This window comes from Adhaeribacter arboris (assembly GCF_003023845.1).
Lineage (GTDB): Bacteria > Bacteroidota > Bacteroidia > Cytophagales > Hymenobacteraceae > Adhaeribacter > Adhaeribacter arboris.
In genome coordinates this window covers 144,921-171,721 of sequence record NZ_PYFT01000001.1, presented here as the reverse complement: position 1 = coordinate 171,721, position 26,801 = coordinate 144,921, and the positions used below count along the sequence as shown (strand labels likewise).

Genomic DNA, 26,801 nt, shown 5'->3' with positions numbered 1-26,801 from the left:
CGTTTTTGTAAATGCCGGTACACAAGGATGATAAAATAAAAAAATCATATAATATTTCGTTCAATAACTATTTAAAGAATGTTTTAATAGGAATAATCCTATTTAATAAGATGTATCTATACTATCAATAACACTTATATATCATCTATAAAACTCATTGCAATTGTACTTAACTATTACACCTTAATTTAATTAAAATCCGAAACATCTATATTTTATGAAGAAAAATCTACTTATTGGTTTGTCCTTTTTATCCTTATTTACCATGTCTTGCGAGCCGGAGGAGTTAGTTGCTCCCAAGCCTTATTCCGTGAGCAAAACTTCGGTTTCCAACGCTATCGTTAGTTCCGATGGCCGACCTAATTTACTATCAGAAGCTCTATTTGAACCTGTTTTAAGTTCTTATTTTAGAAAACAGGTTTTTACTCCCTATGCCCTTGCTATAAATAATGATTTTGTCCGTAACGGCGCCAATGCGGCGCGTTTTGAAATGCGCAACGGAGATGGCAGTGTCCGTTCCGAAATTCTTTTGTCCGCCGAAACGGAAAGTAACCGTTGGTATGGTACCAGTTTATACCTGCCAAGTGATTCTTGGGAAAACGATTACAATGCAGAAGGCTGGGACATTATATCACAGTGGCACGCCGTAGAAGATGCCGGCGAAGATGCCCGTCTTCCTCCGCTTTCCTTAACTGTGGCTAAAGGACGGCTTTCGTTTGTTATAAATTGGGCAACAGAGGCTACTAATACCAATGGTTCCGTAAGTGGCAAAAAAGTATTTGATTTAGGTCCGTTAGAGAAAGATAAATGGTTAGATATGGTGTACCACATAAACTTCTCGCACGAATCGGATGGGATACTAGAAGTATGGAAAAACGGGATTAAAGTGGTGGACTACAAAGGACCAAATTGTTACAACGACCAGGTTTATCCGTATTTTAAAGCGGGTATTTACAAAAGAAGATGGTACGATATTACGAAACGGGTTTTATATTTAGATGAGGTCCGGACGGGTAACAGCGATGCCTCTTATAAAGATGTGGCTCCTTACGGCTCTTACAATCCACTTTCATCTTTTCCAATAACCAGTGCCAGTGCTTCCTATTCTACTCAGCCGCTAAAAATATCCTGGCTCAATGCTAATACTAATCAACTCTTAAAAACGATTACCAACGGCGATACTCTGGATTTAGCGGCGATAAGCACTACTAATCTTAACATAATGGCAATCCCTAATTATCAAGCAGACAGCGTAAGATTTAATTTAACGGGAACAAAAACACAAAATGTTACCCAAACCACTGCCCCTTATGCTTTGTATGGTTATACCAATGGCAACCCGAACTTCTGGACTCCGGGCATAGGAAAATACACTTTGAATGTAACCACTTACAGCAGCACCAATGGAACCAGCACCAGTTCGGTTAACTTTACCGTAGTGAATAATGCTACCGATGGGACAGGTACCCCAGTGGCAAGTATTTTAATCAACGATAATGCCTCTATTACTTATTCTACCCAGGCCACCCTTTCTATTAAAGCGGTAAATGCCACCCACATGCGGTTTTATGACAATGCTAATAGCACCTGGACCAACTGGGAACCAATTGCTCCTACCCGGCCTTGGACTTTATCCAACGGAGTAGGTTCAAAATGGGTAAAAGTGCAGGTAAAAAATGTAATGGGCATCATGTCGGCAACCGCTTCCGATGGTATTATTCTAAAATAACTGTAAAGCACAAATAACTGTAAAGCACACAATATTCTGTTTTATGCTGCAAGTCCCGGGTTAAGGTTAACCCGGGACTTGTTTATTTATAGATTGATAAAAACTCAAGTGAATAGATTAAAACTATTTGCCTCAAATAAACAATAATGAAGCGGAGTTAATAAATAAAACAATTAACCTTTACTTAGGCGCAAACGACTAAGGGCTTAAAAGATAGCTTTTACTTTTGATCCATGAAGCTTAATAAAAGCACATTATTAAAAACCATCATTCATATTTTTTAGTGTTGGGGTGAAACGTTCGCCAGCTATGCCAATATTCCTGGTAAGCGTTTAATCTGGGCAGACTCGGAACTAAGGGATTGAGGGCGGCACCCAGCAAATTATAACTGTTCAGAGGATCTTGCAACGTATTACCTTTTAAAATAAGTTTCTGGTTTTTAGTAAGGCGTTGCAGAGCAGCAAAACTTTTATTGTCATTAGCAACTAGTACGGCTATTGGCTGCCCGTTTAGTTCGTCGTAAATAATCCGTTCTTTTAGTAAAGTATTCCAGTCATAAGCTTTACTTTCCTGGCCGGATACAACGCCCACTACCCACGACTTATCCTGCCACGAAAGGGTGTCGCGGCGGGTTAATTTTCCTTTGCGCTTACCCGTTTCATAATTACTTAAACTATCGTATTCTGCCGTAAAATCCTGGTCAGGTTGCATGATTAAGCTGTTCGGATAAAGCTCTAACCATTGGTTTAAAGCTAATTGCGAACTTTTTACTTCCGGCAAATTCTGGCCGGTTAATTTCCCGGCAATGGCTTGGCCGGTTACTTGCCGCCACCAACTTTTAGTAGTTTTATCTTCAAACATAGCATTAAAATGATCCATACCCACTAACCGAAAAGTTTCCGCTTTTCCGTTAACAATTGGTTCAAACACGCGCCCGGTACGGCAAACGGTACAATAAGTAATCATGATGGGTCGCTGGGCAATGGTATCTAAAACCTGGTGATGGTAACCTAAATACTGGATTGGATAAGCTTTGGCTTCCCCGTTACGTTCAACTCCGAGCACTTGCCGGTTCAAATCTACCTGGTTGTTATCGGCATTACTCATGCGCAGGGTTTTAGGAGATAGAAACATAGCATCAGCCGCCATTTGAAAATTAGCGGCGTACACAATCCCGGATAAGATAACCAAAGAAAGCACGGAGACAATCCGGGAACGTTTATAGGCATTTCTAAAGCCTACAATAATGAGAAAAGCGAAAATTATCCGGAATAACCAGCGCCAGGAATACAGAAAATAAGCTAAAGTGATGCTATTCATTTCCTGGCTGCCCGGCATCGGCATGATAAAATATACATTAGCAATTTCAAACAACAAAAAACCTAAAATACCAGCGTAAAAAAGTTTTTTCATAAGCTCCGGAACATGGGTTAAAAAACGACTTCAAATTTAAGATTTTTAATAACTAAATGTAGCTTACCAATGATAGTTATCTAATTTATAAGAATAAGGGAAAATAACTTGCCGTTCGGAATAAGTCTATTTTAGCGAGTATCGTTAAAGTTTTCCGATTAAATACTAAATAATTTCAGATTGATGTTTAATCTAACTCCCACCTGCCATAAATATTTTGCGGGAGATAGTATACTCAAAGTTCTTGAAAAATGTGAAATTATACCTGGTGCGCATTAAAAAAAAGAAAACGTAAATAGGATTTAGAATACGAGATTTGCTAAATGTAAATAGGGAAGACTTCTGGTTTTATTTAGGGACGGGATTGATTGGCCCGGAGGTTTTTATTAGCTAAAGTTACCGTTTCTGTAATTCTTTTTTCCCGGGTTTCCGGGCGTCTAGCGTTCAAAATCCATTCTAAAATGGCCCGTTTAGCCGACCTCGGAAATTTATTCCAATTATCTAATGCCTTTTTATCATTATTCAATGCATTTTGCAAATCCTCCGGAATAAGAAGAGCCTCTACTTCGTCTAAAGCCGACCAATAGCCGTTTTGTTTTGCCACCTCTATAATGGCCAGTCCCGCCGGAGCCATTAAATTATCAGCCAGTAATTTTTCTATCTTAATTTTATTTACCTGGCTCCATTTGCTCTTTGTTTTTCGTTTACTAAAAAACTGGTAGTAACTAATAGCATTGCGTTTATTGGCCTTACTATCTATCCAACCAAAGCAAAGGGCTTCGTCTACGGCCTCGGGGTAATACACACTAGGTACTTTACTTTCTTTTTTGTAAATAATGAGCCATACCGATTTTTCTTTTTGGTGATTCTCTTCCAACCACTGCCGCCACTCTGCGCGCGTGGCGGCATAAAAAGTTTTGATGCCTGCTTTTAATTCCATAAATAACGTAGCGGATTGTTAATTTTAAGATTGCCTGAATTTAAACTTAAAACAGAGGTAATCAAATACCTATTATTTTACAGACTTCCCCTTATATTCAACTATTTTACATCCGCCAAAAATTTTTTAATGGTTATTTCATCCTTTGTTCTTTTATGCCGAAGGCGTATTTCATAATCTTATCGGCTTTAAAAAGGTATTTAAATCTAGTTGTTTGTACTTGCCAAACACCGAGGCGGGACAAGGCAAGAATCTATAGTTGCTTCCCTCCTATCTTATTATTATTTTTCGTAACACAGCCATAAACGAATTATACGCATGGGCAAATTTCACGACTCCATAAAACCGGCGCACCAGCAATTTATTCAAGATCAGCACATATTTTTTGTAAGTACCGCTCCCTTAAGTCCGGAAGGGCACATTAATCTGTCGCCGAAAGGATTGGATTGTTTCCGGGTTTTGTCGGAGAACCAGGTAGCGTACATGGATTTAATTAGCAGCGGCAACGAAACATCGGCGCATACCCTAGAAAATGGTCGCATCACTTTTATGTTTTGCTCCTTTGCGGGTACGCCCAACATTTTGCGGTTATACGGTAAGGGTTTTACGGTACTACCCCATTCCCTAGAATGGAATACCTATGCGCCTCACTTTAAAATTCACCCCAGCACCCGCCAGATTATAGTAGCCGATATTCACCTGGTCCAGACTTCCTGTGGCTTTGGAGTGCCCCTTTATAATTACACGGGTGAGCGCGACATTCATTTTGATTGGGCGCAGAAAAAAGGTGCTGATGGGTTAGCAGCGTACATGCAGGAAAAAAATTTACTAAGTTTAGACGGATTACCCACTAATTTGTCGGTATAGAATTCAATTTAAGTAGCTTTACCTCACGCCTAAGTTAAAGATGCGGTACCACCAGCCTGAAGCTGCTTGAAAGACTGTCAGGATTATCGGCCAGCTTGTCAGGCAAAAGAAATATTTGCTTTTATCGTGTTTTTACGATAGATTTACAAAACTTTTCTTCTTTTTAAAACCAAATCCTGGATTTGGAGTTATAAGAAGTAAGCCGATATGGCAGTAATACCGCTTGGAACCATATTTGAAGCCTATATTTCTATAATAATTATTTAACTTAATGCTTAATTAAAAAGTTATGGCACACAAAGCAATTGAAATAACCGATGCAAACTTCGATGAAGTTATTAACTCTGATAAACCTGTACTGGTAGATTTTTGGGCCGAATGGTGCGGACCTTGCCGCATGGTAGGTCCGGTAGTAGAACAGTTAGCCGGCGAATACGAAGGGAAAGTGGTAGTTGGTAAGGTAGACGTAGACGCTAACCCGCAAACATCGGCTAAGTTTGGTATTCGTAGCATTCCTACTCTGCTCGTATTTAAAAATGGTCAGGTAGTGGATAAACAAGTAGGTGCCGTGCCAAAAGCTGCTCTTGCACAAAAGTTAGACGCCCAAATAGCTTAATCTATATTTTATTACTACAAAAGCCCTTCTGCTAAAAAGCAGGAGGGTTTTTTATTTTCCATTCTAGCTTCTAAAAAAGTGGATTAGAAGCTTATTTTATTCAGATTTTTTAAATTATTGTATTCAAATAGAACGGCTGCGTATAATAACTTAAACGGTGTAGCCGAAAGAATTTATAACCAGAACATTTTACTACCTTAGTCTGTTAAGCTCTATTGATGAAAATAACCGTTTGCAGAAAAGAACATTTTAATGCCGCTCATCGGCTGAATAACCCAGCCTGGAGCCCCGAAATGAATCAGAGGGTATTTGGCAAGTGTAATAATCCAAATTATCACGGCCATAATTATTCCCTCACGGTTAAATTAACCGGATCCATTAACCCCGACACGGGTTATGTGTACGACATGAAACTACTCAGCGATTTAATTCAAACGGAGATCCTTGCTAAATTCGACCATCACAATTTAAATCTGGATACCGAAGAATTTAAAAATTTAAACCCTACTGCCGAGAATATTGCTATCGTGATCTGGAACCTGCTACGGGAGAAAATTTCGGCGGCCTACGAATTATCTGTTACCTTGTTTGAAACCGACCGCAATTTTGTTGAATACCATGGATAAACCACTCACCCCTAACATACCACTAGATTTGGAATCTGAAGAGACCGACCCTATATCCGTTCATTCTGCCATAGAAACCCCATTGCGCCCGGATGCTTTTGCCCTGAGCGATGCCGAAAAGATTGAGCGCATTACTTTTTATTTCCGGGAGATTATGCATACGCTAGGCTTAGATCTGACGGACGATAGCTTACAGGGTACTCCCCACCGCGTAGCAAAAATGTACGTTAACGAAGTATTTCGCGGCCTGAACCCGGAAAATAAACCGCACGCGAAATTATTCGAAAACCGGTACGCGTATAATCAAATGTTGGTAGAGCGCGATATTACCATTTATTCTTACTGTGAGCACCACTTTGTGCCTATCATTGGTAAAGCTCACGTGGCTTATATGCCGGAGAAAAATGTGGTGGGATTATCTAAATTAAACCGGATTGTGCAGTATTTTGCCAAACGTCCGCAGGTACAGGAACGCCTCACTATGCAAATAGCCGATGAATTAAAGCAAGTTCTCCACACTCAAAATGTAGCCGTTTACATCGAAGCCGACCATTTATGCGTCATGAGCCGGGGAGTAAACGACGTAGGCAGCAGCACTATTACCACCGAATTTTCGGGCCTTTTTCAGGAAGATAAGTACCGGCAGGAGTTTTTACAGTACATCCGAAAATAAAAATAGCGGTAATTAAATAAATAATTTTTTATATATATAAATTTAATAATTAATTATTGTATATTGTGGCTTATTACTTATTCCCGCGCCTATTTACTACTTGTTGAGTTGTTTCGTTTCAGTAATCTAATTCACGTATCCGAGTTCAGCGTAAACAAATTTCATGGCAGGTAAAATACTCATAACCGGCGGTACGGGCCTGATTGGCACCCGTCTTTCGGAAATGCTCATCGACTTGGGCTACGAAGTAGCTCACCTAAGCCGGAGCAGTTCGAAGCATTCGAAATACCAAACATTTAAATGGGATATCGATAAAAATTACATTGAAGAAGCTGCCCTCACCTACACCGATTATATTATTAACCTGGCGGGTGCGAGCGTAGCCGATGGCAAATGGACGGATAAACGCAAGCAGGAAATTCGCGATAGCCGGATATTAAGCACCAACTTGCTGATAAATCAATTACAAAAAACGATGCACCACGTGAAAGGCTTTATCTCTGCCTCGGCGGTGGGTATTTACGGTAACAGCGGCGAACGTTTGGTAGCCGAAGAAAGCAGCTACGCCGAAAATGATTTTTTAGCGGATGTATGCCGGGATTGGGAAAACGCGGCTAATGAGGCTACTCAGTTGGGAATTCGTACCATTATTTTCCGGATAGGTATTGTTTTAAGTAAAGAAGGGGGTGCCTTGCCCCAATTAGCCAGACCTATTAAGTATTTGGTTGGTGCTCCGCTCGGCTCGGGTCAGCAGTATATTTCCTGGATTCACCTGGACGATTTATGCCGCCTGTTTATTGCTGCTATCGAAGATCATCAGTTCCGTGGCGTATACAATGCGGTAGCCCCACACCCAATTACCAACGAGGAATTTACGCGTACCCTGGCCGAGATTCTGCATAAGCCCCTTTCCGGTTTAAAAGTACCGGCCTTTGGGTTAAAATTAATGTTAGGAGAAATGAGTGAAACCGTACTAGGCGGCTCGCGGGTAAGTGCCAACAAAGTATTGCAAACTGGTTTTACCTTTGAATATAATTACCTCGATCAAGCACTGGAATCGCTTTACGTAAATGAAGTTTAAAATTCATTTTCACATTGAAGGAAATTTTCACTATTCTTTATAATTGTAATTTCTCCCCTTTTAACTAAATCTTAAAACCGGATTTAATTAGTTAAAGTATACCACCATTTATACAGAAATTCTCTTGGCATGTACACCCGCGAACAAGCCTCCCAACTCCGTCAAGCGTTTTGGACGGCCTTTGGCCAATACATGACTCCGGTACTTTCAGCGGAAGGTTTAAAAGCCAACTGGATAAACTATAATACCGGTTTTAAACACCTTTATTTCCGGATGCGGGCTGATAAAAAAACGGCTTCTATTGCCATTGAAATCACTCACCCGGATACCGAAATGCAAGAATTAATTTTTGAACAGTTCACCTTTCATAAAACCTTGCTGGAAGAAATAGTTGGCGAAGAATGGCAATGGGATTTACACAGCACTGACGAAAACGGCCGGATTATTAGTCGTATTTACCAGGAAATTTCTAAGGTGAGTGTATTTAACAGCGACGATTGGCCAACTTTGATTTCGTTTTTCAAGCCCCGGATTATTGCCTTGGATGCCTTCTGGAGCGATGCCCAGTATGCGTTTGAAGAGTTGCGGTAACTATATAAAATATTTAGCTTTCGGTAAAGCAGCCAGAATATTCCGAAAAAGAAAGCATACTAGTTAAAAGTAGAGATCTCAAATTCTTTTATGTTTCGCCACTCGGTTAAATAATGTGCATCCTCGTGTGCAAAAGCTGCATATTCTTCTCTGGGTGCTTCCATATAAACCGAAGTTAATGAACTAAAATACCAGGGTTACTTATACGAATGAGTATCGGATTGAAATGAAGCATAAGTAGTAATGTAAGTAAATTTTTGATAGATAGCAGTTTACAAACGTATAACCTAGAACGTGAAACGTAATACCTGTTTAAGTATAATAAATTAAGCATTTATTATTTCCACATCCGGCATTTAATTATCTTGTACCCGTCAAAATACAACCTGCTTCGGGCGGTGTACATTTTAATTTCATCCATTTTTATTAAATTGGTTTATGAAAAACAAGTTCTACTACTTTAGCCTAAGAGTTTCGGTATGCTCTGGTTTATTTCTTCTGTTAGCGGTTGCTGCGTTTGCGCAAAAAACTGCTTTAGGAATTTTTGAAGGACAAACCGATGTGGGAAAAGTGCGGCAAGCAGGCAAAGCCACTTATAAAACCACTACCGGCGAATACGAATTAACCGGCTCCGGCACCAACATGTGGGGCACGCACGACGAATTTCATTTTGTTTGGAAACGCTTGAAAGGCGACTTTATCTTGTATACCCGCGGTCAGTTGCTGGGCAAAGGCGTGGATCCGCACCGCAAAATTGGCTGGATTGTCCGGCAGAGCTTAGATTCGAGTGCCGCCCACGTAAATGCTTCCGTGCACGGCGATGGCTTAACCGCTTTGCAATACCGGCGAACCAGCGGTGCCGCTACCGAAGAAATCCGTTCTACCGTTACGGGTCCGGATGTTATTCAATTGGAGCGGCGCGGAGGTAAATATACAATGAAGGTGGCTAAGTTTGGGCAGCCTTTTGTCTCTACGGAGTTAACCAACGTCGACTTAGGCGACCAGGTATACGTGGGTTTATTTGTCTGTTCGCATAACCCTCAAGTAAGCGAACGCGGTATGTTCCGGGATGTACGCATCTCCGTTCCGGCCCGGGCTAATTTTGTACCTTACAAAGAATATATCGGCAGCCAAATTGAATTATTGGAAGTAGCCACCGGAAACCGGCAAATTATTTATAACTCGCCCAAATCTTTACAAGCGCCTAACTGGACACCCGACGGCAAAAGATTAATTTATAACGCGGAAGGGTTAATGTATACCTTCGATTTAGCCAAGCGCACTCCTCAGGCTTTAAATACCGATTACGTTAAGAAAAACAACAACGACCACGTGCTTTCCTTCGACGGCAAAATGCTGGGCTTAAGCAGTTCCGGCGACGACCCCAAACAAGGTTCGCAGGTATATACCGTACCAATAACTGGGGGCAAACCTAAATTAATTACGCCTACGGGTCCCTCCTACCTGCACGGCTGGTCGCCGGACAGCAAAACGTTGCTGTTTACCGGCGAGCGCAATAAAGAATTTGATATTTATAAAGTACCCGCAAGCGGCGGCCCGGAAACCCGTTTAACTACTGCCCAAGGTTTAGACGATGGTTCGGAATATACCCCTGATGGTAAATGGGTTTATTTTAACTCCAACCGTTCCGGCACCATGCAAATCTGGCGCATGCGCCCTGACGGCAGCCAGCAGGAAGCCGTTACCACCGGCGAATTCCACGATTGGTTTCCGCACGTATCGCCCGATGGCAAATGGATTGTCATGTTATCTTTTAACAAAGACGAAGTAAAATCGGGCGATCACCCGTTTTACAAGCACGTTTACTTACGCCTGATGCCCATTACCGGCGGCACGCCCAAAGTTATTGCGTATGTTTACGGCGGACAAGGTTCCATTAATACGCCGTCGTGGTCGCCGGATAGTAAACGAATTGCCTTTATCAGCAACACAGATACGGGCGCAGCTCCGGCAAAATAAGCTGGTAACGTGCGTGGTTAGTTTAAAGTACCCCGTTTCAATTTTACATTATATTCTTTTAACCTTATCAACTATCCTTTACTGTTCAAGCGAATGTTTTATAATTCCTATTTACGCCTGCTAGTTTGTTTAAGCTTATTTTTTGGTTATTCTGTAAATCTGACGTTTGCTCAGCAAAAGCTGAAAACTGGTCAGGAGAAATGGATTTCGTTGTATAATGGCAAAGATTTAACCGGCTGGGATATTAAAATTGCGGGCCAAAAGCTAAACGATAACTACAAAAATACTTTCCGGGCAGAGGGCGATATGATCCGGGTAGCCTACGACCAATACCAAAATTTTGATGGCAAATACGGGCACATGTACTATAAAACACCTTATTCACATTATATTTTGCGGTTCGAGTACCGGTTTTTAGGCAATCAGGTGCCGGGCGGGGAGGAATGGAACGTACGGAATAGCGGTATTATGTACCATTCGCAATCGGCGAAAAGCTTAACCATGACGCAAGAGTTTCCGGTATCCTTGGAAGTACAATTATTAGGTGGGCTGGGCACCGGCGAACGTCATACCGGTAATTTATGCACGCCTGGTACTCAAATGCATAACCTGCAGGGCCAGTTGGTTTCGGAGCATTGCATTGATTCTGATTCTAAAACCTACAACGGCGATCGTTGGGTAAAAGCCGAAATACAGGTATACGGCGACTCGCTCGTGCGGCATATTATTGAAGGTGATACGGTATTAACCTACCAAAAACCGGAAATCGGGGAAGTTGCCTGGAAGCAAGGCAAAGAAGATGCTTACAGTAAAATATGGAAGGCCCAAGATGGCGCGCCTCTGAAACAAGGTTACATTGCCCTACAGGCAGAAAGCCACGCGATTGATTTCCGCAATTTACGTTTGCTCAATTTAAAAACTGCCACACCACCTAAACCCCGCACCAGTAGAATGGTACCAAAAGCTACTACCGGCAAAAGATAAGCTGGCGCTCTTAAAGGAAAAGCTTAGTTTAAGTCTACTTTGAGCGATTTTTGCTTTTAAATCAAGATTTAAAGGAGCAGTTGACCTTTATTGGGCAACTATTCTTCCTTCATCCATTTTAAAAATTAAAAACAAGCAGTAGGAAATAGAGGAGAAATCGTGCTATTTCGTATTATAATAAATCAAACTAGTACTAGTAACCATCTATTTTAATAATGAAAAAATCATTTTATCTGTTAGTAATAAGTGCCTGTTTTAGTGGAAATCTTTTTCTTTCGGGCTGTCAGCAAAACGCTAAAGTAAAAGAAAAAAGCCCGGCTGGCACCCCTGCCGCAACAGATAAACCTCAGGTTAATTTACCGGCATCGGATTCCGTGACCCTGCAAACGCAGGCAAGTGTGCCTGCTGCCACCCAAAACCAGCAAAAGCTTGGCTACATTAACTCCGCCGATTTATTAAAAGTAATGCCCGAAACCAAAAAGGCCGAAGCGAGTTTGCAAGCCTACGTAAACGGTTTAGAAAAGCAATTTGGCGGTTTACAATCCAGTTATCAAAAGCAGGTTACTGATTTTCAAGCGCAGGAAAAAACCATGGTAGACGCGGTAAAACAAACTAAAATTAAAGCCATTCAGGACTTAGAGCAGCAACTGCAACAATCACAAGCATCGGGACAGCAAAAAGTAGCAGCTAAACGCGAAGAATTATTTAAGCCTATTTTAGATAAAGCCGAAAAAGCGGTAAAAGACGTGGGTAAAGAAAATGGCTACGATTATATTTTTGATGCCAGCACTGGCTCCTTTATTTACGCCAAAGACAGCCACAATATTATGCCGCTGGTCAAAGCTAAACTGAACATTAAGTAATTATATTTCATTTTTCTGCTACTTCCGGGTCTGTTCTGCGTAAACAACTAACCGGCCCTTTAGTAAGCCGGGCATGTTTCATTCAAAAAAAAAGACTATGAAAGATAAGCAAGGTAAAAACCCCGGAGAGAAAGATGCTATTTTAAAAGATATTCGTTCCGTTGACAAGGCCCCTATGAACCGGAGCGGCAACGAAAATGTAGACGATCCCAAAAGGCCAGCCAAGGGAGGCCGGCACGAGGCGAACAGCACCGAAGACGGTGGTCAGGATGTCGGCACTTCGGCGGGCAGTCATTAAATACTGGTATATACATTAACTTTTCAGATAAACTCTGTTGCTTGAAGCAGCAGAGTTTTTTTATTTTTATTAACCGTTTACGCTAAGAAATTGGACCACCTACTCTGAAGAAATTAAAATTTATGTAAATCATGTAGATAATGCAGCCGGTTTGCTTCTAAAAATAATCATGTTCGTCGCTAGCGATGTTATTTATTCGGAAGATTTATCTATTATTATATAACTAGCTGGTCTTAATATCCGTAGCCATTATTTAATTAAATCTGTACCACTCGGACAAGCATTAAAGCTGTAATCTTATATTACTTATGATTCATCCGCACACTAAACTTCAATTTATTAGCGCTGAAAAAGGCTACGGCGTAGTGGCTACACACTTCATTCCGAAGGGTACTATTACTTGGGCCTTTGACCCCCTGGATCAGGTTTTTACCCCCGAAAAAGTAAGGCAATTAGCCCCATTTTTTCAGAAGATTGTAAATACTTACTCTTACCGCGATAATAAAGGCGATTTTATTTTGTGCTGGGATCATTCCCGCTTTGTCAACCACTCGTTTCATTCTAACTGCATATCTACGGCGTATAATTTTGAAATAGCCGTGCGGGATATTTACCCCGGCGAAGAACTTACCGACGATTATGGTTATTTAAATGCAACGGAGCCGTTTGAGTGTTTGCCGGAGCCCGGCACTACCCGCACCAAGGTAATGCCCGATGATTTATTACATTTTCACCGAGAATGGGATGCCCAGATTAAAGATGCTTTTACTTATTTTAACCAGGTAGCGCAACCGCTCGGCGAACTGATTGAGGAACAATATCAGGAAAAAGTGAAGGAGATTGCGGCTGGTTTAACGGACCCGGATTCCATCCTGAACTGCTATTACCAGCCCTCTAAAGTAGCTTTAGCTGTCTAGAAAGCGATTAACTATTTTCCAGCCGCCCAGGAAAATAAAAAGCCAAATAAGTCCTTTAATTAAAAAGAACAAGAAACCGGCTAGGCCTAATCTTTTAAAATAACGTTTTAGTCGTTCGCGATCCATTAGCAATGCAAGTGTAGGCATTTTGACCTTTATTTACAACCTTGACCCTTACCAAGGCTAGTTCTATTACCGTTCATTTAACTAAATACTAAACTGCCATTAAGGATAAATAAGTATCTTTGCCACCCGGAAAATTTACCGGTCAGTGTTTATGCTTGTTACTACCGAAGTAAAATTAGATCACATTATCCTGCACAAAGTGGGCAATAAAAGCCGCAACGAAGTTATTCAGTTTTCTAAAAAACCGTTGGACCTGAATGATACCGTGAAAGATCTTTTGCAACGTTATTTTTTGTCGCCGTTTAAGTCCGAAGCTTATTCTAACTTATTTCACGAATCGGATATTAACTTGAATGAGGTGTTTGCTTTTGTTTCCCGCATTTTGGATAGTCCTTCGGGTATTATGGAACAATCAGAAAACCTGGCCCGGCACCTTTATGAGCAAAGCACTCACCCAAACGTAAAATCCGGTGAATTTTACGTTACTTATATGCGCGACTTAGTGCTGGATGGGGAAGCGCTGGAAGCAGTAGGATTATTTAAATCCGAAAGTCGCGAAACCTACCTTAAAGTATATCCCAACGGCGAAACTTTTGACATTGACAGCGAAGACGGCGTAAACATTAATAAACTCGATAAAGGTTGTTTGATTTTGAATAAAGACCGCGAACATGGTTTTGTAGTGCTCACCGTAGATAACCTGAACAAACGCGAAGAAGCCATTTACTGGAAAGATGATTTTTTGAAAGTAAAATCGCGCCAGGATGCCTACCACCACACCCAGAATATTATGAGCCTTTGCAAAAACTTCGTGGAGAAACGCCTACCCGAAGAATTTGAGGTATCCCGCGGCGAACAAGCCGATTTACTAAACAAGTCCGTAAAATTTTTAAAAGAAAAAGAAATTTTTGATTTACAGGAATTTCAGAATGAGGTTATTGCCCAGCCGGATTTAATTCAGAGTTTTAAAAGTTACAAAACAGAATTTGAGTCCAATCGCGGGTTCGAAATTATACCGGAGTTTGACATTCACGAAAATGCCTTTAAGAAAAATACCCGGTTCATGAAAAGTGTGATTAAGCTCGACAAGAACTTTCATATTTACGTGCACGGCAACTCGGAGAATATGCAGAAAGGCTACGACGAAGAACGTGCCCAGCACTTTTACCAGTTATTTTATAAAGCCGAAAGTTAGATAGGCTTATTAATGGAGTATTAACATTAAGGTAAGTCAAAAAATTAATAAAGCTTCAAAAGTATTTATTTAACCACTTGTAAAGTCGGAACTATTAATAGCAAGTCTGCGGTTAGAAACCTAAGCTTTATAACTATATAGACAACTACTATTACATGAAAAAATTTAAACGCCTAACTGGAATTATTCTTTTTACATTTTTAGCCATTCATGCAAACGCTCAAAAATTTGATATTGTTATAACATTTAAAGGCGATACGCTTGCTGGAACCATAATAGGAGAACGGTTTACCTCCTTGAAGTTTAAAGACCTGACCGGAACTAAGTTTGAAAAACTCTCCTCAAATCAGGTACAAGAATATAGAACCAATAAGAAGATTTTTAATTCTAAAAATGTGCCAGGTGAAGCAAAACCCTTGTTTTTGCAAAGGTTAGAAGCGGGCAGTATTGCCTTATATGAGTATTATAAACGTACAGGAGCAACTGGCAACACGTACATTATAAAGTGGTATGTCAGCAAAAACGATGAACCTTTAATAGAGCTAAAAACAAATTGGGGTGCTACCATTGCCCGCAAAGAACGCAAAGCAGCCTTTGAAGAACTACTTAAGGATGATTCTGAATTATATAACCAGTACTTATCATTTAAATCATTTAATTATGACACTTTACGCTCATTTATCAATAAATATAACAATAGAGCCCAGCTAAGCAGTAAAGTTCTTTCAAAAGATTAGTAGAATATAGTATTATTTAAATAGTTGAATCTTAGCCTATTCTATATTTTTATTGGGTTCTTTATAGCCATTTAAATGTACCCACTAACACGAGCTTTAACTAATGTAGAACGCCTTGCCCGCGCTTCGAAGCTACAGCGCTTTTTGGCCCACCCCGTGCGGTATACTTGGGCCATTTTATTCCGGCAATTAGTTTACCCCCGCACACGGAGGCCAGCTTATCAAAAAGTTGAAACCTTTTTTGGTTTGCCCATGCGGGTAGCCTTACCAGCCGCCACCGATATTTACCTCACCGGCGGTAAATCCCACGATTCCGAAATCCGGTTGGCTCGTTTTTTAATTCAGAATCTGAAACCAGGCGATCAATTCTTAGATATTGGTGCCCACTTCGGTTATTTTACTTTATTGGCCGCTAAATTAGTAGGTACGTCGGGCCGGGTATTAGCTTTTGAAGCTTCTTCCATTAATTTTAGTTTATTACAAGAGAATACCGCCGGTATAGAACCTATAAGTTGTTTTCAGCGTGCCCTTTCTGACCAGGAAGGCACATTAACCTTTTACCAATTTCCCATTCAATTTTCCGAATACAATTCCCGCGATATAACGCAATACCAACACGAACCTTGGTTCCGGAAGTACGCACCCGAAAAAATTACCGTTCCGGCCGTTACCATCGACTTCATTGTGAAACAAGAAGAATTGACTCCTAAAATTATTAAAATTGATGTGGAAGGAGGAGAATTACAGGTAATAAAAGGGGGTGCTCAAACCTGGTCGGGGGTAGCTCCCATTATTGTAATGGAATACCTGGCTCCTACCCGCCTCAATGCTACTCACCAACAGGCCCTTTTGATATTGCAGCAATCAGGTTATGAAACATTTGCGATTAATACCGCTGGAGCTTTAATACCCTGTCCGGAACCAGAACACTATTTAAAGATAAACAAACTAGATTCAGATAATTTAGTACTTCGGAAGTCATAGAAATCGATTCCCAATCTCTCGAAATAACAAATAATTTTTAATTTAATTAGAGTATTTTGGTAAAAGAGCCGTTTACAATTCTATTTTAAAATATTCTCTTTTGGGTTGAAATTTATGCTATCCCAATTTAATTTGCAGAAATAAAGCTAACATCCATTCTAGCCTGCCCCCCTTTTAAACCTGAATTTCTAATTTAAATTTGGCGAAGCACTAGTAATATGTGTATCTTTCAACTATGCCCGTTCGGCATTATTCATCTGAAACCTGAAAACTATGCCCGCTTTTACCCGTCGCCAGTTTTTGCAAAATTCTTCTAAAATGATAGCGGGCGCTGGCTTGCTTTCTTTGTCCGATACCGCTAAAACATTTGCGGCTACCAAGCTCGTAGCGCCAGCCGACCAAATACGACTAGGATTAATCGGTTGCCGCGGGATGGGCTTTGCCGACCTGTCTTCTTCGCTTAAACAACCCGACGCCACTTGCCTAGCCCTTTGCGACGTGGATAGTACGGTATTGAACCAACGCGCCGCGGATGTGCAAAAATTAACCAAAAACTCACCCACGCTGTACAGCGATTACCGCAAATTATTAGAAAATAAAGAAATTGACGCCATTATTATCGGTACCCCGGACCATTGGCACCCATTGATCATGATAGAAGCTTGCCAGGCTGGGAAAGATGTATACGTAGAAAAACCCATTGCCAACACCGTACAAGAAGCTAACCTGATGGTAGCGGCTGCCAAACGGTATAACCGGGTAGTGCAGGTAGGCCAGTGGCAACGCAGTGGCCAACACTATCAGGATGCCGTTAAGTATGTGCAATCGGGCAAGTTAGGTACTATTCGGCTGGTGAAAACCTGGGCCTACATGACTTACGGCAAAGATTTCTCGAAAGTACCGGACACTGCTGCGCCCGCGGGCGTAGATTATACCATGTGGTTGGGGCCAGCGCCCAAACGGCCGTTTAATAAAAATCGTTTTCACGGAAGTTTCCGGTATTTCTGGGATTATGCCGGCGGCTTAGGCGCCGATTGGGGAGTGCATATGATGGATATTGCTTTAATGGGAATGAATGCTAGCGCTCCTAAAACGGTATCCACGGTGGGTGGTAAATTTGGCTACCCCAATAACGACGGCGATACGCCGGATACCCAGCAATCCATTTTTGATTTTGGAAATTTTACGATGCTCTGGGAACACGGCTTAGGCATGGGCCAAGCGCCTTATAACCGTGATGCCGGAGTAGCATTTATCGGTAATAAAGGTACTTTAGTGATAGATCGTAGTAAATGGGATATTTACCCGGAAATAGAAAACGGCGCTTACCTCACGGAAGCTTTGCCCACGCAGCCCTCTAAAGACAATGCCTTGGACAAGCACACCCGCAACTTTCTGGATTGCATAAAATCCCGGCAAACTCCTACTACCAGTATTGTAAATGGCCGCCATGCGGCCTTGTGCGCTCAACTAAGTAATACCTCTTACCGCCTGGGGCGGCAATTGCATTGGCTTGATACGGAAGCTAAATTTAAAAATGATAAAGAAGCGGACCAACTTATGCACGCGCATTACCAGAACAACTGGAAATTACCGGTTGTGTAATTCTGTTCGCGAAAGATTTTTTGGAATGTAGCTTTTTACAAACTTTTGTTTAATTTTCAACCCGGTTTACAAATCTCCCATTATTTATTCTAACATGAACGTACACTTCACTTCTTCTAAAAAGTTTATCCTGGCTGGTATGCTGCTGGGCGTATTTACTCTTGCTAAGGCCCAAACGCAGGCAACTGTGCCTACTCCGCCCAAAATGGTACCCGAAATGACCGAGTTCTGGGAGCCGGAAGTAAAAGTTATTACCCCCGGAACCGGCGCCGGAATGACCGCCCCTTCCGATGCTATTATTTTGTTCGATGGCAAAGACTTATCGCAGTGGGTTTCGGTAAAGGATCCGAATGCACCCGCTCCCTGGACTGTAAACAAAGGCGTATTTACCGTTAAAAAAGGTACCGGTAATATTCAAACCAAACAATCTTTCCAGGATTACCAATTGCACATCGAGTGGCAAATACCCGCTACTATTACCGGTAAAAGCCAGGCTCGTGGCAACAGCGGAATTTTCTTAGCCTCTGTAGGCAACGGCGATGCCGGTTACGAATTGCAAGTTTTAGATAGCTATAATAACCGTACTTACGCCAACGGACAAGCCGGCAGTATTTACAAGCAATACCGCCCCTTGGTAAATGCCATGCGCAAACCGGGCGAATGGAACGTATACGATGTAGTTTTTACCGCTCCCCGTTTTAAAGAAGATGGTTCTTTGTTCTCGCCAGCCCGGGTAACGGTAATTCACAACGGGGTAATTATTCAAAACAACACCATGATTAAAGGGCCGACTCAATACATTGGCATCCCGGATTACAACCAACCGCATGGCAAAGCGCCCATTAAATTGCAAGATCACGGCGATCCAAGCGAACCAATTAGCTTCCGTAACATCTGGATTCGGGAATTATAATTTAAATTTTCCCTAATCAAATTAGTTTGAGAAGATATTTATAAAACGAGTAAGGCTCCGATAATTGGGAGCCTTACTCGTTTTATAGCAAGTTATTTTCTAAAAAATTGTTTTTAAAAAATTATCTTCTTTTACTTGTTGCTTCAAATTCGGAATAGCCATAAGTTGCTTGCCTATTTCACGCTTAAAATTCAGGTTTTAACAAATCTTGTATGGCTATATTCGATCTAACCGGCAAAACAGCCGTGGTTACCGGCGGCGGTAGTGGTATTGGTAAAAGCATTTCTCAATTATTCGCGCAGCAAGGTGCTCAAGTGTATATTCTGGAGCTAAACGCCGAAGCCGGTGAACAAACCATTCAGGAAATTACTACTGCCGGCGGCAAAGCTATTTTACGTACCTGCAATGTGTCTCAACAAGCAGAAGTGCAACAGGTATTTGCTACTATTGAACAGGAAGCCGGACCCATTACTATTTTGATTAATAACGCGGGGATTGCCCACGTAGGAAATTTAGAAAATACCACCGAAGCCGACATGGACCGCATTTATTCGGTAAATGTAAAAGGCATGTACAACTGCATGCTGGCCGCGGTAAAAAGCATGAAAAATGTTAACCGGGGAGTTATTGTCAATATGGCATCGGTAGCTGCTTCGGTAGGCATTCCGGATAGGTTTGCTTATTCTATGAGCAAGGGCGCCGTAATGGCCATGACCTATTCCGTAGCCCGCGATTACCTGCCCTTTAACATCCGGTGCAATTGTATTTCGCCGGGTCGGGTACATACTCCTTTCGTGGACGGCTTTATTGCCAAAAACTATCCCGGCCGGGAGCAGGAAATGTTCGAGAAATTATCTAAAACTCAACCTATTGGTCGCATGGGAGCTCCTACGGAGATTGCGTATCTGGCTCTTTATCTGAGTTCCGACGAAGCCAGCTTTATTACTGGTACCGATTACCCGATTGATGGTGGTTTTATTACCCTCAATAGTTAACCCTGCCCCCTAAAGGCCAAGCTAAAATTAATTTAAAACATTCCTTGTAACCTAACTCTTACAATCTATAGTATAAATGAAACTAATTCGTTTTGGTGCGCCTGGTCAGGAAAAGCCAGGTTTGCAATTACCCGATGATCGCCGCATAGACGTAAGTGCTTTCGGAGAAGATTATACCGAACATTTTTTTGCCAGCGATGGTTTAACCCGCCTGCAAGCCTGGGCAGATGCCAATGCCGATTCGGCTCCCGTAGTAACCAACGATACTCGGTTGGGCCCTCCCATTGCGCGCCCTAGTAAAATAATTTGCATTGGCTTGAATTACTCCGATCATGCCAAAGAAACAAATGCGCCTACTCCCCAAGAGCCCATTGTTTTTTTCAAAGCAACTTCCTCTTTAGTAGGCCCCAACGATGATTTAATTATCCCCAAAAACAGCGAAAAAACCGATTGGGAAGTAGAACTAGCCGTCATTATCGGTAAAAAAACGTCGTACGTAGCCGAAGCGGAAGCCCTGGACTACGTTGCCGGCTATGCCTTACACAACGATTACAGCGAACGCGCCTTTCAGTTAGAACGGGGAGGACAGTGGGTAAAAGGGAAAAGTTGCGATACTTTTGCGCCGCTAGGACCGTTCTTCGCTACCAAAGACGAAATTCCGGATGTACATAATCTCCGGTTATGGCTTACTGTGAACGGAGAAAAGAAGCAAGATGGAAATACCAGCAATCTTATCTTTAACGTTCCTTTTGTGGTGAGTTATTTGAGCCAGTTTATGACGTTACTGCCCGGCGATGTTATTTCTACGGGTACGCCGGCCGGAGTAGGTTTGGGTTTTAAGCCGCCGCAATATTTAAAACCGGGCGATGTGGTAGAATTAGGAATTGAAGGATTAGGAACTTCTAAACAGGTTGCCAAAGCATACAGCTTAAAGTAAAATAGTAAAATAAGTAAATACGGGCAGGCAGTAAAATCTTTGCGGTTTACTGCCTGCTTTTTGTTTTTTAAAACCTTACCTCATCAAGCCACGACAGAACTAATGCTTCTTTAAATCTAATAACAAGCCGTTTTGTATTATTTTTATTTTAATTTACCTAGACAATTTATTACTACTTATGTTACGCCCAAGTACTTGATTTTCCTTATTTCATTTCGAGGAGCATAATAACCTTTGAAATACCGGTAAAATCATTGAATATTTATAATCAAATCCAAGTCAAGAAATTGAAAGATTTTATTTACTCTGAATTATTTTCTAACTTTGGTTGTATTAACAATTATAATTCTTCCAATAAAGCGAAGCTGTATTTAATAGCCGTTTAATCCATTACGAATCCTGAATGTCTGATTATAAATTTAACTTACTTACTCCGCAAGAAGAAACGGAACGATTAAATGTACTTTATCAGTACGATATATTAGATTCAGAAGCCGAGGCTGACTTTGACGCTATTACTCAATTGGCGGCTTATATTTGCAATACGCCCATTTCTCATATTTCCCTGATTGATGAGAACCGGCAATGGCTTAAATCTTCCATCGGCATTGATTTTACCGAAACTCCGCGCCATACTTCTTTTTGCCAGTACACCATTTTAAATGACGGTATTCTGGAAATAAACGATGCCCGGCAGCACGCCTTATTTAGTACTTATGCTTCAGTTGTAGACGATCCGCACATTCGGTTTTATGCCGGCGCTCCCTTAATTAATCCGGAGGGTTACCGGGTAGGTGCCTTGTGCGTCATTGATGCCAATCCTAGAACTTTAACCAATGCCCAACGTCAGGCGCTGCAAACCCTGGCTCGGGAAGTAGTATCCCATTTAGAACTGCGCCGCCACCGGAAAAGCCTGGAACAAGAAAACCAACGGTTGCACCTTTATCAGATGCTCTTTAATCATAGTTCTGAAATAATGTGCATCTTAGATAGTAAATCCGGGAATTTTTTAGAAGTAAATGCGGCCTTTAAAGCTACAATGGGCTACGACGATGCTTCGGATTTAGTGGGAAAATCGATAAAGGACTTTGTTTATCCGGCTGACCAACCTCAATTATTACAATTTTTACTACCCCATTCCGGTAACTCGATTAAAGAATTAGAACTGCAGTTTTACGCTAAAGACGGCTCGCCCCGCTGGATAAGTTGGAGCGCACAGAGCCACGCCAATAAATGGTTTGCCACCGGAAGAGATATTACCGAATTACGGAAATCCGGCAGCGAAAACCTGAACCTGGAAAACTTATTAATTCACGTATTAGATAATTCCCCTTTGGGTATTTGTGCGTTCCGGAGCATCCGAAATAATTCTGGTCAAATCGTAGATTTTGAGTGGTCGATGCTCAACAAAACAATAGAAAAATTTTCCGGCAAAAAAGCTATAGAATTAATAGGTTCCCCACTTTCTTCCTTCGCCGACCCGGCAAATTTTACTATTCTATTATCTTTATTTAAACCAGTTGTGGAAGATAATATTCCTTTGCAGCAGGAAATTGTTTTTCTTGGTTCAGATAATCAGGAATACTGGTTTCAGTTTATTGCCAATAAAGTAGAGGACGGGCTCATACTACTATCCAATCATATTTCAGAACGCAAGCGCGGCGAATTACAATTAGAACAACAGCGCACCTTCTACGAAAGCATTCTGAACAATATTCCTTCGGATGTAGCGGTATTAGATCCGCAACAACGGTATATGTTTATTAACCCAATGGCGGTAAAAGATCCGGCGGTGAGGGAATGGATGATTGGTAAAAATGATCGCGAATACTGTGTTCATCGTAACCGTGATTTGGAAATTGCCTATGAGCGGGAGCGGGCATTTAAGTTAGCGGTACACGGAAAACAAATTGTGCATTGGGAGGACAAAAGCATTATCGCTAACCGTAAACCTACTTACCATTTACGGCGCTTTAATCCCATCTTTGACCACACAGGTAACCTTCAATTTGTAATTGGTTATGGCTTTGATATTACCGATCGCAAAGAAATAGAAACAGAACTCCAGTACCAGAAAGAATTGGTACAACAGGTAATTGATACCAATCCTAACTTAATTTACCTGAAGGATAGCGATGGAAAATTTACCTTAGTCAATAAAGCATTCGCCGATTTCCTGGGTTTGCCAGCAAATTATTTACTAGGCCGGTACGCTCAGGAATTTGAACCTTCGCCGGAAGAAGCGGCTTTAAGCTTGAAACAGGATAATAAGGTACTGCAAACAGGCCAGTCCGTAGAAGTGAATGAGATGCGCGTTACCCATTCCTTGAATAAACAGGCTTTGTGCTTTCATTTATTAAAAGTGCCCTTTATTCAGCAAGATTATCAAGTACAGGTTTTATGCATTGCTACAGATATTACCGAGGCCAAAAAGGCAGAACGGAAATTGCGCGAAAGCCGGGATTTACTTACCGAATCGCAACAGATAGCCCATTTAGGATCCTGGACTCTGGATATTACTACCTGGAATATGTTTGCTTCGGATGAAGCCTTCCGTATTGTTGGCCTGGAACCTAAGGAAGAAGCTATTTCCTTTGAAGATGTTTTAAAATTATTTCATACGGAAGATGCTAATTTGCTTACGGAACAGGTGGCTAAAGCTATAGAAAATCGGGAATCTTACAGCATTGAGTTAAGAGTACCCTTACCTGATGGTCGGATTCGGTATACTCTGAGCCGGGGCCGGATTGAATTTGATCAAGCGAATGAACCCAGTCGTCTGGTAGGTACTTTGCAGGACATTACCGATCAAAAATACGCCGAACAAGAATTAATTCAGGCAAAAGAACAAGCCGAAGAGTCCGTTCGGGCGAAGGAAATGTTTTTATCCATGATGAGTCACGAAATTCGTACGCCGCTCAATGCCGTAATTGGTATGTCGCACTTGCTCTTACAAGGAAATCCCAGGATGGAACAAGTCGAAAATTTAAAAATACTTCGTTTTGCCGGTGAGAACTTGTTGGCGCTGATCAACGATATTCTGGATTTTAATAAGATTGAGGCCGGAAAAATAACCTTTGAAGAAGTAGACTTTCATTTACCCGATTTAATTACGGGTATCCGGCAATCGTTTAACTACCAGGCTAACGAAAAAGGTATTAAGTTAAAAGCTTGTTTGGATGCTTCCTTACCTAATATGGTAATCGGAGATCCGGTTCGGTTAAATCAAATTATCACCAATCTGCTCAGTAACGCCATTAAATTTACCGCTAAAGGTTCTGTTGCCATTGATGTAATCCTGGAAAAGGAAACCCATGAGCAAATGGAAATCTCGTTTGCCGTAACCGATACCGGTATTGGTATTCCGGAAGAGAAACTTTCGGTTATTTTTGATAGCTTCACGCAAGCGCAGTCGGATACTACGCGCAAATTTGGTGGCACCGGTTTGGGCTTAACCATTACCAAACGTTTAGTAGAACTGCAAAACGGGCAAATTACGGTTGAAAGCAAGGTAAACTTCGGCACGGTATTTACCGTTACTGTACCGTTCAAAAAGAGCCTGCAGAATGCCGTTCCGGCGGACCAGTATTCCTCTAGTCCTACTCTGCCGGATTTAGGACATATCTGCCTGCTGTTAGTGGAAGATAACGAAATCAATCAACTTATTGCTACCCGTTTTCTGGAGAAATGGGGCATTAAACCCGATTATGCTGTAAATGGGAAAGATGCCCTGGAAAAAGTGCAGCAACAGCCTTACGATATTGTTTTAATGGATTTGCAAATGCCGGTGATGGACGGTTTTGAAGCTACCCGGCAGATTCGGAACATGGGCGAACGGAATGCGATCATGCCTATAATTGCCTTAACGGCTAATGCTATGCTCGATGTACGCTATAAAGTGCTGCAAGCAGGCATGAACGATTATGTGAGTAAACCTTTTGACCCAACGGAACTGTACCTTAAAATTGCGAAGCATACCAAATCGGAAGTCTTATCATCCAGTATGGTTTGAGAAAAACTGCCATCGTAAATAAGCTTTGTTAACAGCTCCACTTGTGGCATAACTTAACTAGTTGCTTTAGTACCACAATTACTCGAAACTAGCTTGAAAAGGGAAATACTAACTTCTTTTCTCCTATAGAATTTAGGATGCGAACAATCTTGTTTATCAATTAAACTTTAAAAATAGAAGAAAGCATTTTATCTGCTTCGGAATAATTTTTTATAAAACAGAAAACCAGTAAGCGATTAAAAGTTTAAATTATAGCTGTTTCAAGGGAATACAACCAAAAGCTTGGGTGCTGCATATAAATATTTAAGTATAATTAACTTAAACGGACAACTCATTCCATTAAATTACGCTAGTCTAAGCAGATTTAAATAGCGGATTGTATGTTGCCGAGAGTTGGCTGGATTTGGTTTTTCTTCGGAAATTTAATTTTTTTGGTATTCCCGCAGGGTAAATGCTGGTCGCAGAATCAGGAAAAAACACCCTTGTCACCGGTTAACGCTACTCCTTCGCCGCGGCCCGACCGGATAATCCTGAGTTGGGTAAGCGACCCTGCTCATTCATTTACCGTAACCTGGCGCACCGATAATACGGTTAAAACGCCTCAGGCCGAAGTAGCTGTAGCCAATGCCTCCCCCTTTTTTACAACTCTGGCCCAGGTTACTCCGGCCGGTTCCGAACCGCTCAAAACCGAAAGTGGCGTGGCTTTTTACCATCACGTAAATTTTACCGGCTTAAAACCAAATACTTTATACGCTTACCGGGTAGGCGACGGCATTTATTGGAGCGAATGGTACCAATATAAAACGGCAAATGACCAACCCGAACCTTTTTCCTTTATCTACCTCGGCGATGCGCAAAACGAATTATTTTCTTTGTGGTCACGCACTATCCGGGCAGCTTATGCCAGTGCGCCGCAAGCCAAATTTTTGGTGCACACCGGCGATTTAATTAACCATGCTGAGACGGATGCAGAATGGCAGGAATGGTTTGCAGCAGGGAGTTTTATCCATGCTACCATTCCTAGTTTACCTTGTCCGGGCAACCACGAATATACCCGTACCATGGGTATTCCTACGCTTACCCGCTTGTGGCAGCCCCAATTTACCTTACCCGCTAACGGGGTAAAAGGCCTGGAAGACACAAACTACTACGTGGATTACCAGAATGCCCGGATTATTTCGCTGAATTCCATGATGCACGTGCCCGCCCAAGCCGACTGGCTGGAGAAAGTTTTAAAGCATAATCCGCAGACCTGGACCTTTATTTTTTTTCATTACCCGGTATTTTCCACGTCGGGGCGTTCCGAAATTGGTAATTTAGTTAAACATTGGAAACCTGTTTTTGATAAGTATAAAGTAGATTTGGTGATGCAAGGCCACGAACATAATTATGCCCGGGGCACGAACTTGCCCCAAGGAGTAACTTATAAAGACAAGGAAGCCGGCACCATCTACGTGGTATCGGTAAGCGGCCCCAAAATGTATGAGCTTAGCGCCAAGCCCTGGATGCACCGCACCGCCGAAAATACGCAGCTTTACCAGGTTATAACCGTAGAAAATAATCGCCTTTTGTACCGTTCTATGACCGTAACCGGCGAAGTTTACGATACTTTTGAACTGCGCAAACAAGCCGGCAAACCAAACCAATTAATAGAATTAAAAGCAGATGTAAACGCTGAACGTCATTTTATCAATACTTTGCCTAAGCCCACTAACTAAC

General features: G+C 41.6%; 23 protein-coding genes. 21 read left to right on the top strand and 2 right to left on the bottom strand.

The genetic code is table 11. The features are described from left to right. The first annotated feature begins 217 nt into the window (after window positions 1–217). A complete protein-coding gene (locus tag AHMF7605_RS00745) occupies window positions 218–1,729 on the top strand; it encodes a polysaccharide lyase (RefSeq protein WP_106925500.1) in 1,512 nt (503 codons plus the stop codon). A gap of 267 nt (window positions 1,730–1,996) precedes the next feature. Here the strand turns inward: AHMF7605_RS00745 and AHMF7605_RS00740 are convergent, their stop codons facing one another. Beyond that, window positions 1,997–3,142: a DUF3179 domain-containing (seleno)protein gene (locus AHMF7605_RS00740; RefSeq protein ID WP_106925498.1), complete on the bottom strand. Its 1,146-nt coding sequence runs from the start codon at window positions 3,140–3,142 to the stop codon at window positions 1,997–1,999. A gap of 352 nt (window positions 3,143–3,494) precedes the next feature. Beyond that, on the bottom strand, window positions 3,495–4,082 hold the full coding sequence (locus AHMF7605_RS00735) for a YdeI/OmpD-associated family protein (RefSeq protein WP_106925496.1): 588 nt from the start codon (window positions 4,080–4,082) through the stop codon (window positions 3,495–3,497). 318 nt (window positions 4,083–4,400) lie between these two features. On the opposite strand from AHMF7605_RS00735, the gene AHMF7605_RS00730 reads away from it, so the two are divergent. The 20 genes from AHMF7605_RS00730 to AHMF7605_RS00635 all read left to right on the top strand — a co-directional run bounded on the left by AHMF7605_RS00730 (window position 4,401) and on the right by AHMF7605_RS00635 (window position 26,800). Next, window positions 4,401–4,949: a pyridoxamine 5'-phosphate oxidase family protein gene (locus AHMF7605_RS00730; RefSeq protein WP_106925494.1), complete on the top strand. Its 549-nt coding sequence runs from the start codon at window positions 4,401–4,403 to the stop codon at window positions 4,947–4,949. A gap of 289 nt (window positions 4,950–5,238) precedes the next feature. Next, window positions 5,239–5,565: a thioredoxin gene (trxA, locus tag AHMF7605_RS00725; protein WP_106925492.1), complete on the top strand. Its 327-nt coding sequence runs from the start codon at window positions 5,239–5,241 to the stop codon at window positions 5,563–5,565. A gap of 218 nt (window positions 5,566–5,783) precedes the next feature. Further along, entirely contained in the window at window positions 5,784–6,191 is a 408-nt protein-coding gene (locus AHMF7605_RS00720; RefSeq protein ID WP_106925490.1) for a 6-pyruvoyl trahydropterin synthase family protein, read from the top strand. Continuing rightward, window positions 6,154–6,864 (top strand): GTP cyclohydrolase I FolE, encoded by a 711-nt coding sequence (gene folE / locus AHMF7605_RS00715; protein WP_394336178.1) that lies wholly within the window; start codon window positions 6,154–6,156, stop codon window positions 6,862–6,864. Before AHMF7605_RS00720 ends, folE begins: the two co-directional genes overlap by 38 nt. 163 nt (window positions 6,865–7,027) lie before the next feature. Then, the gene (locus tag AHMF7605_RS00710; RefSeq protein WP_106925486.1) at window positions 7,028–7,945 is read left to right on the top strand and encodes a TIGR01777 family oxidoreductase; all 918 of its coding nucleotides are present in this window, start codon (window positions 7,028–7,030) and stop codon (window positions 7,943–7,945) included. 129 nt (window positions 7,946–8,074) lie between these two features. Continuing rightward, window positions 8,075–8,536 (top strand): DUF4268 domain-containing protein, encoded by a 462-nt coding sequence (locus AHMF7605_RS00705; protein ID WP_106925484.1) that lies wholly within the window; start codon window positions 8,075–8,077, stop codon window positions 8,534–8,536. A gap of 438 nt (window positions 8,537–8,974) precedes the next feature. Next, on the top strand, window positions 8,975–10,516 hold the full coding sequence (locus AHMF7605_RS00700; RefSeq protein WP_106925482.1) for a TolB family protein: 1,542 nt from the start codon (window positions 8,975–8,977) through the stop codon (window positions 10,514–10,516). A gap of 93 nt (window positions 10,517–10,609) precedes the next feature. Then, window positions 10,610–11,500, top strand: a complete 891-nt coding sequence (locus AHMF7605_RS00695) for a 3-keto-disaccharide hydrolase (RefSeq protein ID WP_106925480.1) — start codon at window positions 10,610–10,612, stop codon at window positions 11,498–11,500. 215 nt (window positions 11,501–11,715) lie between these two features. Next, window positions 11,716–12,363 carry an OmpH family outer membrane protein gene (locus AHMF7605_RS00690; RefSeq protein WP_106925478.1) on the top strand — a complete coding sequence of 216 codons (648 nt, stop codon included), beginning with the start codon at window positions 11,716–11,718 and terminating at the stop codon, window positions 12,361–12,363. Window positions 12,364–12,460: 97 nt separating this feature from the next. Further along, window positions 12,461–12,661 carry a hypothetical protein gene (locus AHMF7605_RS00685; RefSeq protein ID WP_106925476.1) on the top strand — a complete coding sequence of 67 codons (201 nt, stop codon included), beginning with the start codon at window positions 12,461–12,463 and terminating at the stop codon, window positions 12,659–12,661. A gap of 308 nt (window positions 12,662–12,969) precedes the next feature. Beyond that, window positions 12,970–13,578 carry an SET domain-containing protein gene (locus AHMF7605_RS00680; RefSeq protein ID WP_106925474.1) on the top strand — a complete coding sequence of 203 codons (609 nt, stop codon included), beginning with the start codon at window positions 12,970–12,972 and terminating at the stop codon, window positions 13,576–13,578. A 277-nt stretch (window positions 13,579–13,855) separates the two neighbouring features. Then, window positions 13,856–14,899, top strand: coding sequence for a nucleoid-associated protein (locus AHMF7605_RS00675; protein WP_106925471.1), 1,044 nt, complete (start codon window positions 13,856–13,858; stop codon window positions 14,897–14,899). Between the two features lie 155 nt (window positions 14,900–15,054). Next, window positions 15,055–15,636: a hypothetical protein gene (locus AHMF7605_RS00670; protein ID WP_106925469.1), complete on the top strand. Its 582-nt coding sequence runs from the start codon at window positions 15,055–15,057 to the stop codon at window positions 15,634–15,636. Window positions 15,637–15,711: 75 nt separating this feature from the next. Beyond that, on the top strand, window positions 15,712–16,620 hold the full coding sequence (locus tag AHMF7605_RS00665; protein WP_106925467.1) for an FkbM family methyltransferase: 909 nt from the start codon (window positions 15,712–15,714) through the stop codon (window positions 16,618–16,620). A gap of 273 nt (window positions 16,621–16,893) precedes the next feature. Next, window positions 16,894–18,225 carry a Gfo/Idh/MocA family protein gene (locus tag AHMF7605_RS00660; protein ID WP_106925465.1) on the top strand — a complete coding sequence of 444 codons (1,332 nt, stop codon included), beginning with the start codon at window positions 16,894–16,896 and terminating at the stop codon, window positions 18,223–18,225. 94 nt (window positions 18,226–18,319) lie between these two features. Then, window positions 18,320–19,138, top strand: coding sequence for a 3-keto-disaccharide hydrolase (locus AHMF7605_RS00655; RefSeq protein ID WP_233218759.1), 819 nt, complete (start codon window positions 18,320–18,322; stop codon window positions 19,136–19,138). 218 nt (window positions 19,139–19,356) lie between these two features. Continuing rightward, complete coding sequence (locus tag AHMF7605_RS00650) at window positions 19,357–20,133, top strand: SDR family NAD(P)-dependent oxidoreductase (protein WP_199200327.1); 777 nt, start codon at window positions 19,357–19,359, stop codon at window positions 20,131–20,133. Window positions 20,134–20,209: 76 nt separating this feature from the next. After that, on the top strand, window positions 20,210–21,070 hold the full coding sequence (locus AHMF7605_RS00645; RefSeq protein WP_106925461.1) for a fumarylacetoacetate hydrolase family protein: 861 nt from the start codon (window positions 20,210–20,212) through the stop codon (window positions 21,068–21,070). Window positions 21,071–21,473: 403 nt separating this feature from the next. Next, a complete protein-coding gene (locus AHMF7605_RS00640; protein ID WP_106925459.1) occupies window positions 21,474–25,082 on the top strand; it encodes a PAS domain S-box protein in 3,609 nt (1,202 codons plus the stop codon). A 380-nt stretch (window positions 25,083–25,462) separates the two neighbouring features. Further along, window positions 25,463–26,800 carry a purple acid phosphatase family protein gene (locus AHMF7605_RS00635; RefSeq protein ID WP_106925457.1) on the top strand — a complete coding sequence of 446 codons (1,338 nt, stop codon included), beginning with the start codon at window positions 25,463–25,465 and terminating at the stop codon, window positions 26,798–26,800. Window position 26,801: the final 1 nt, after the last annotated feature.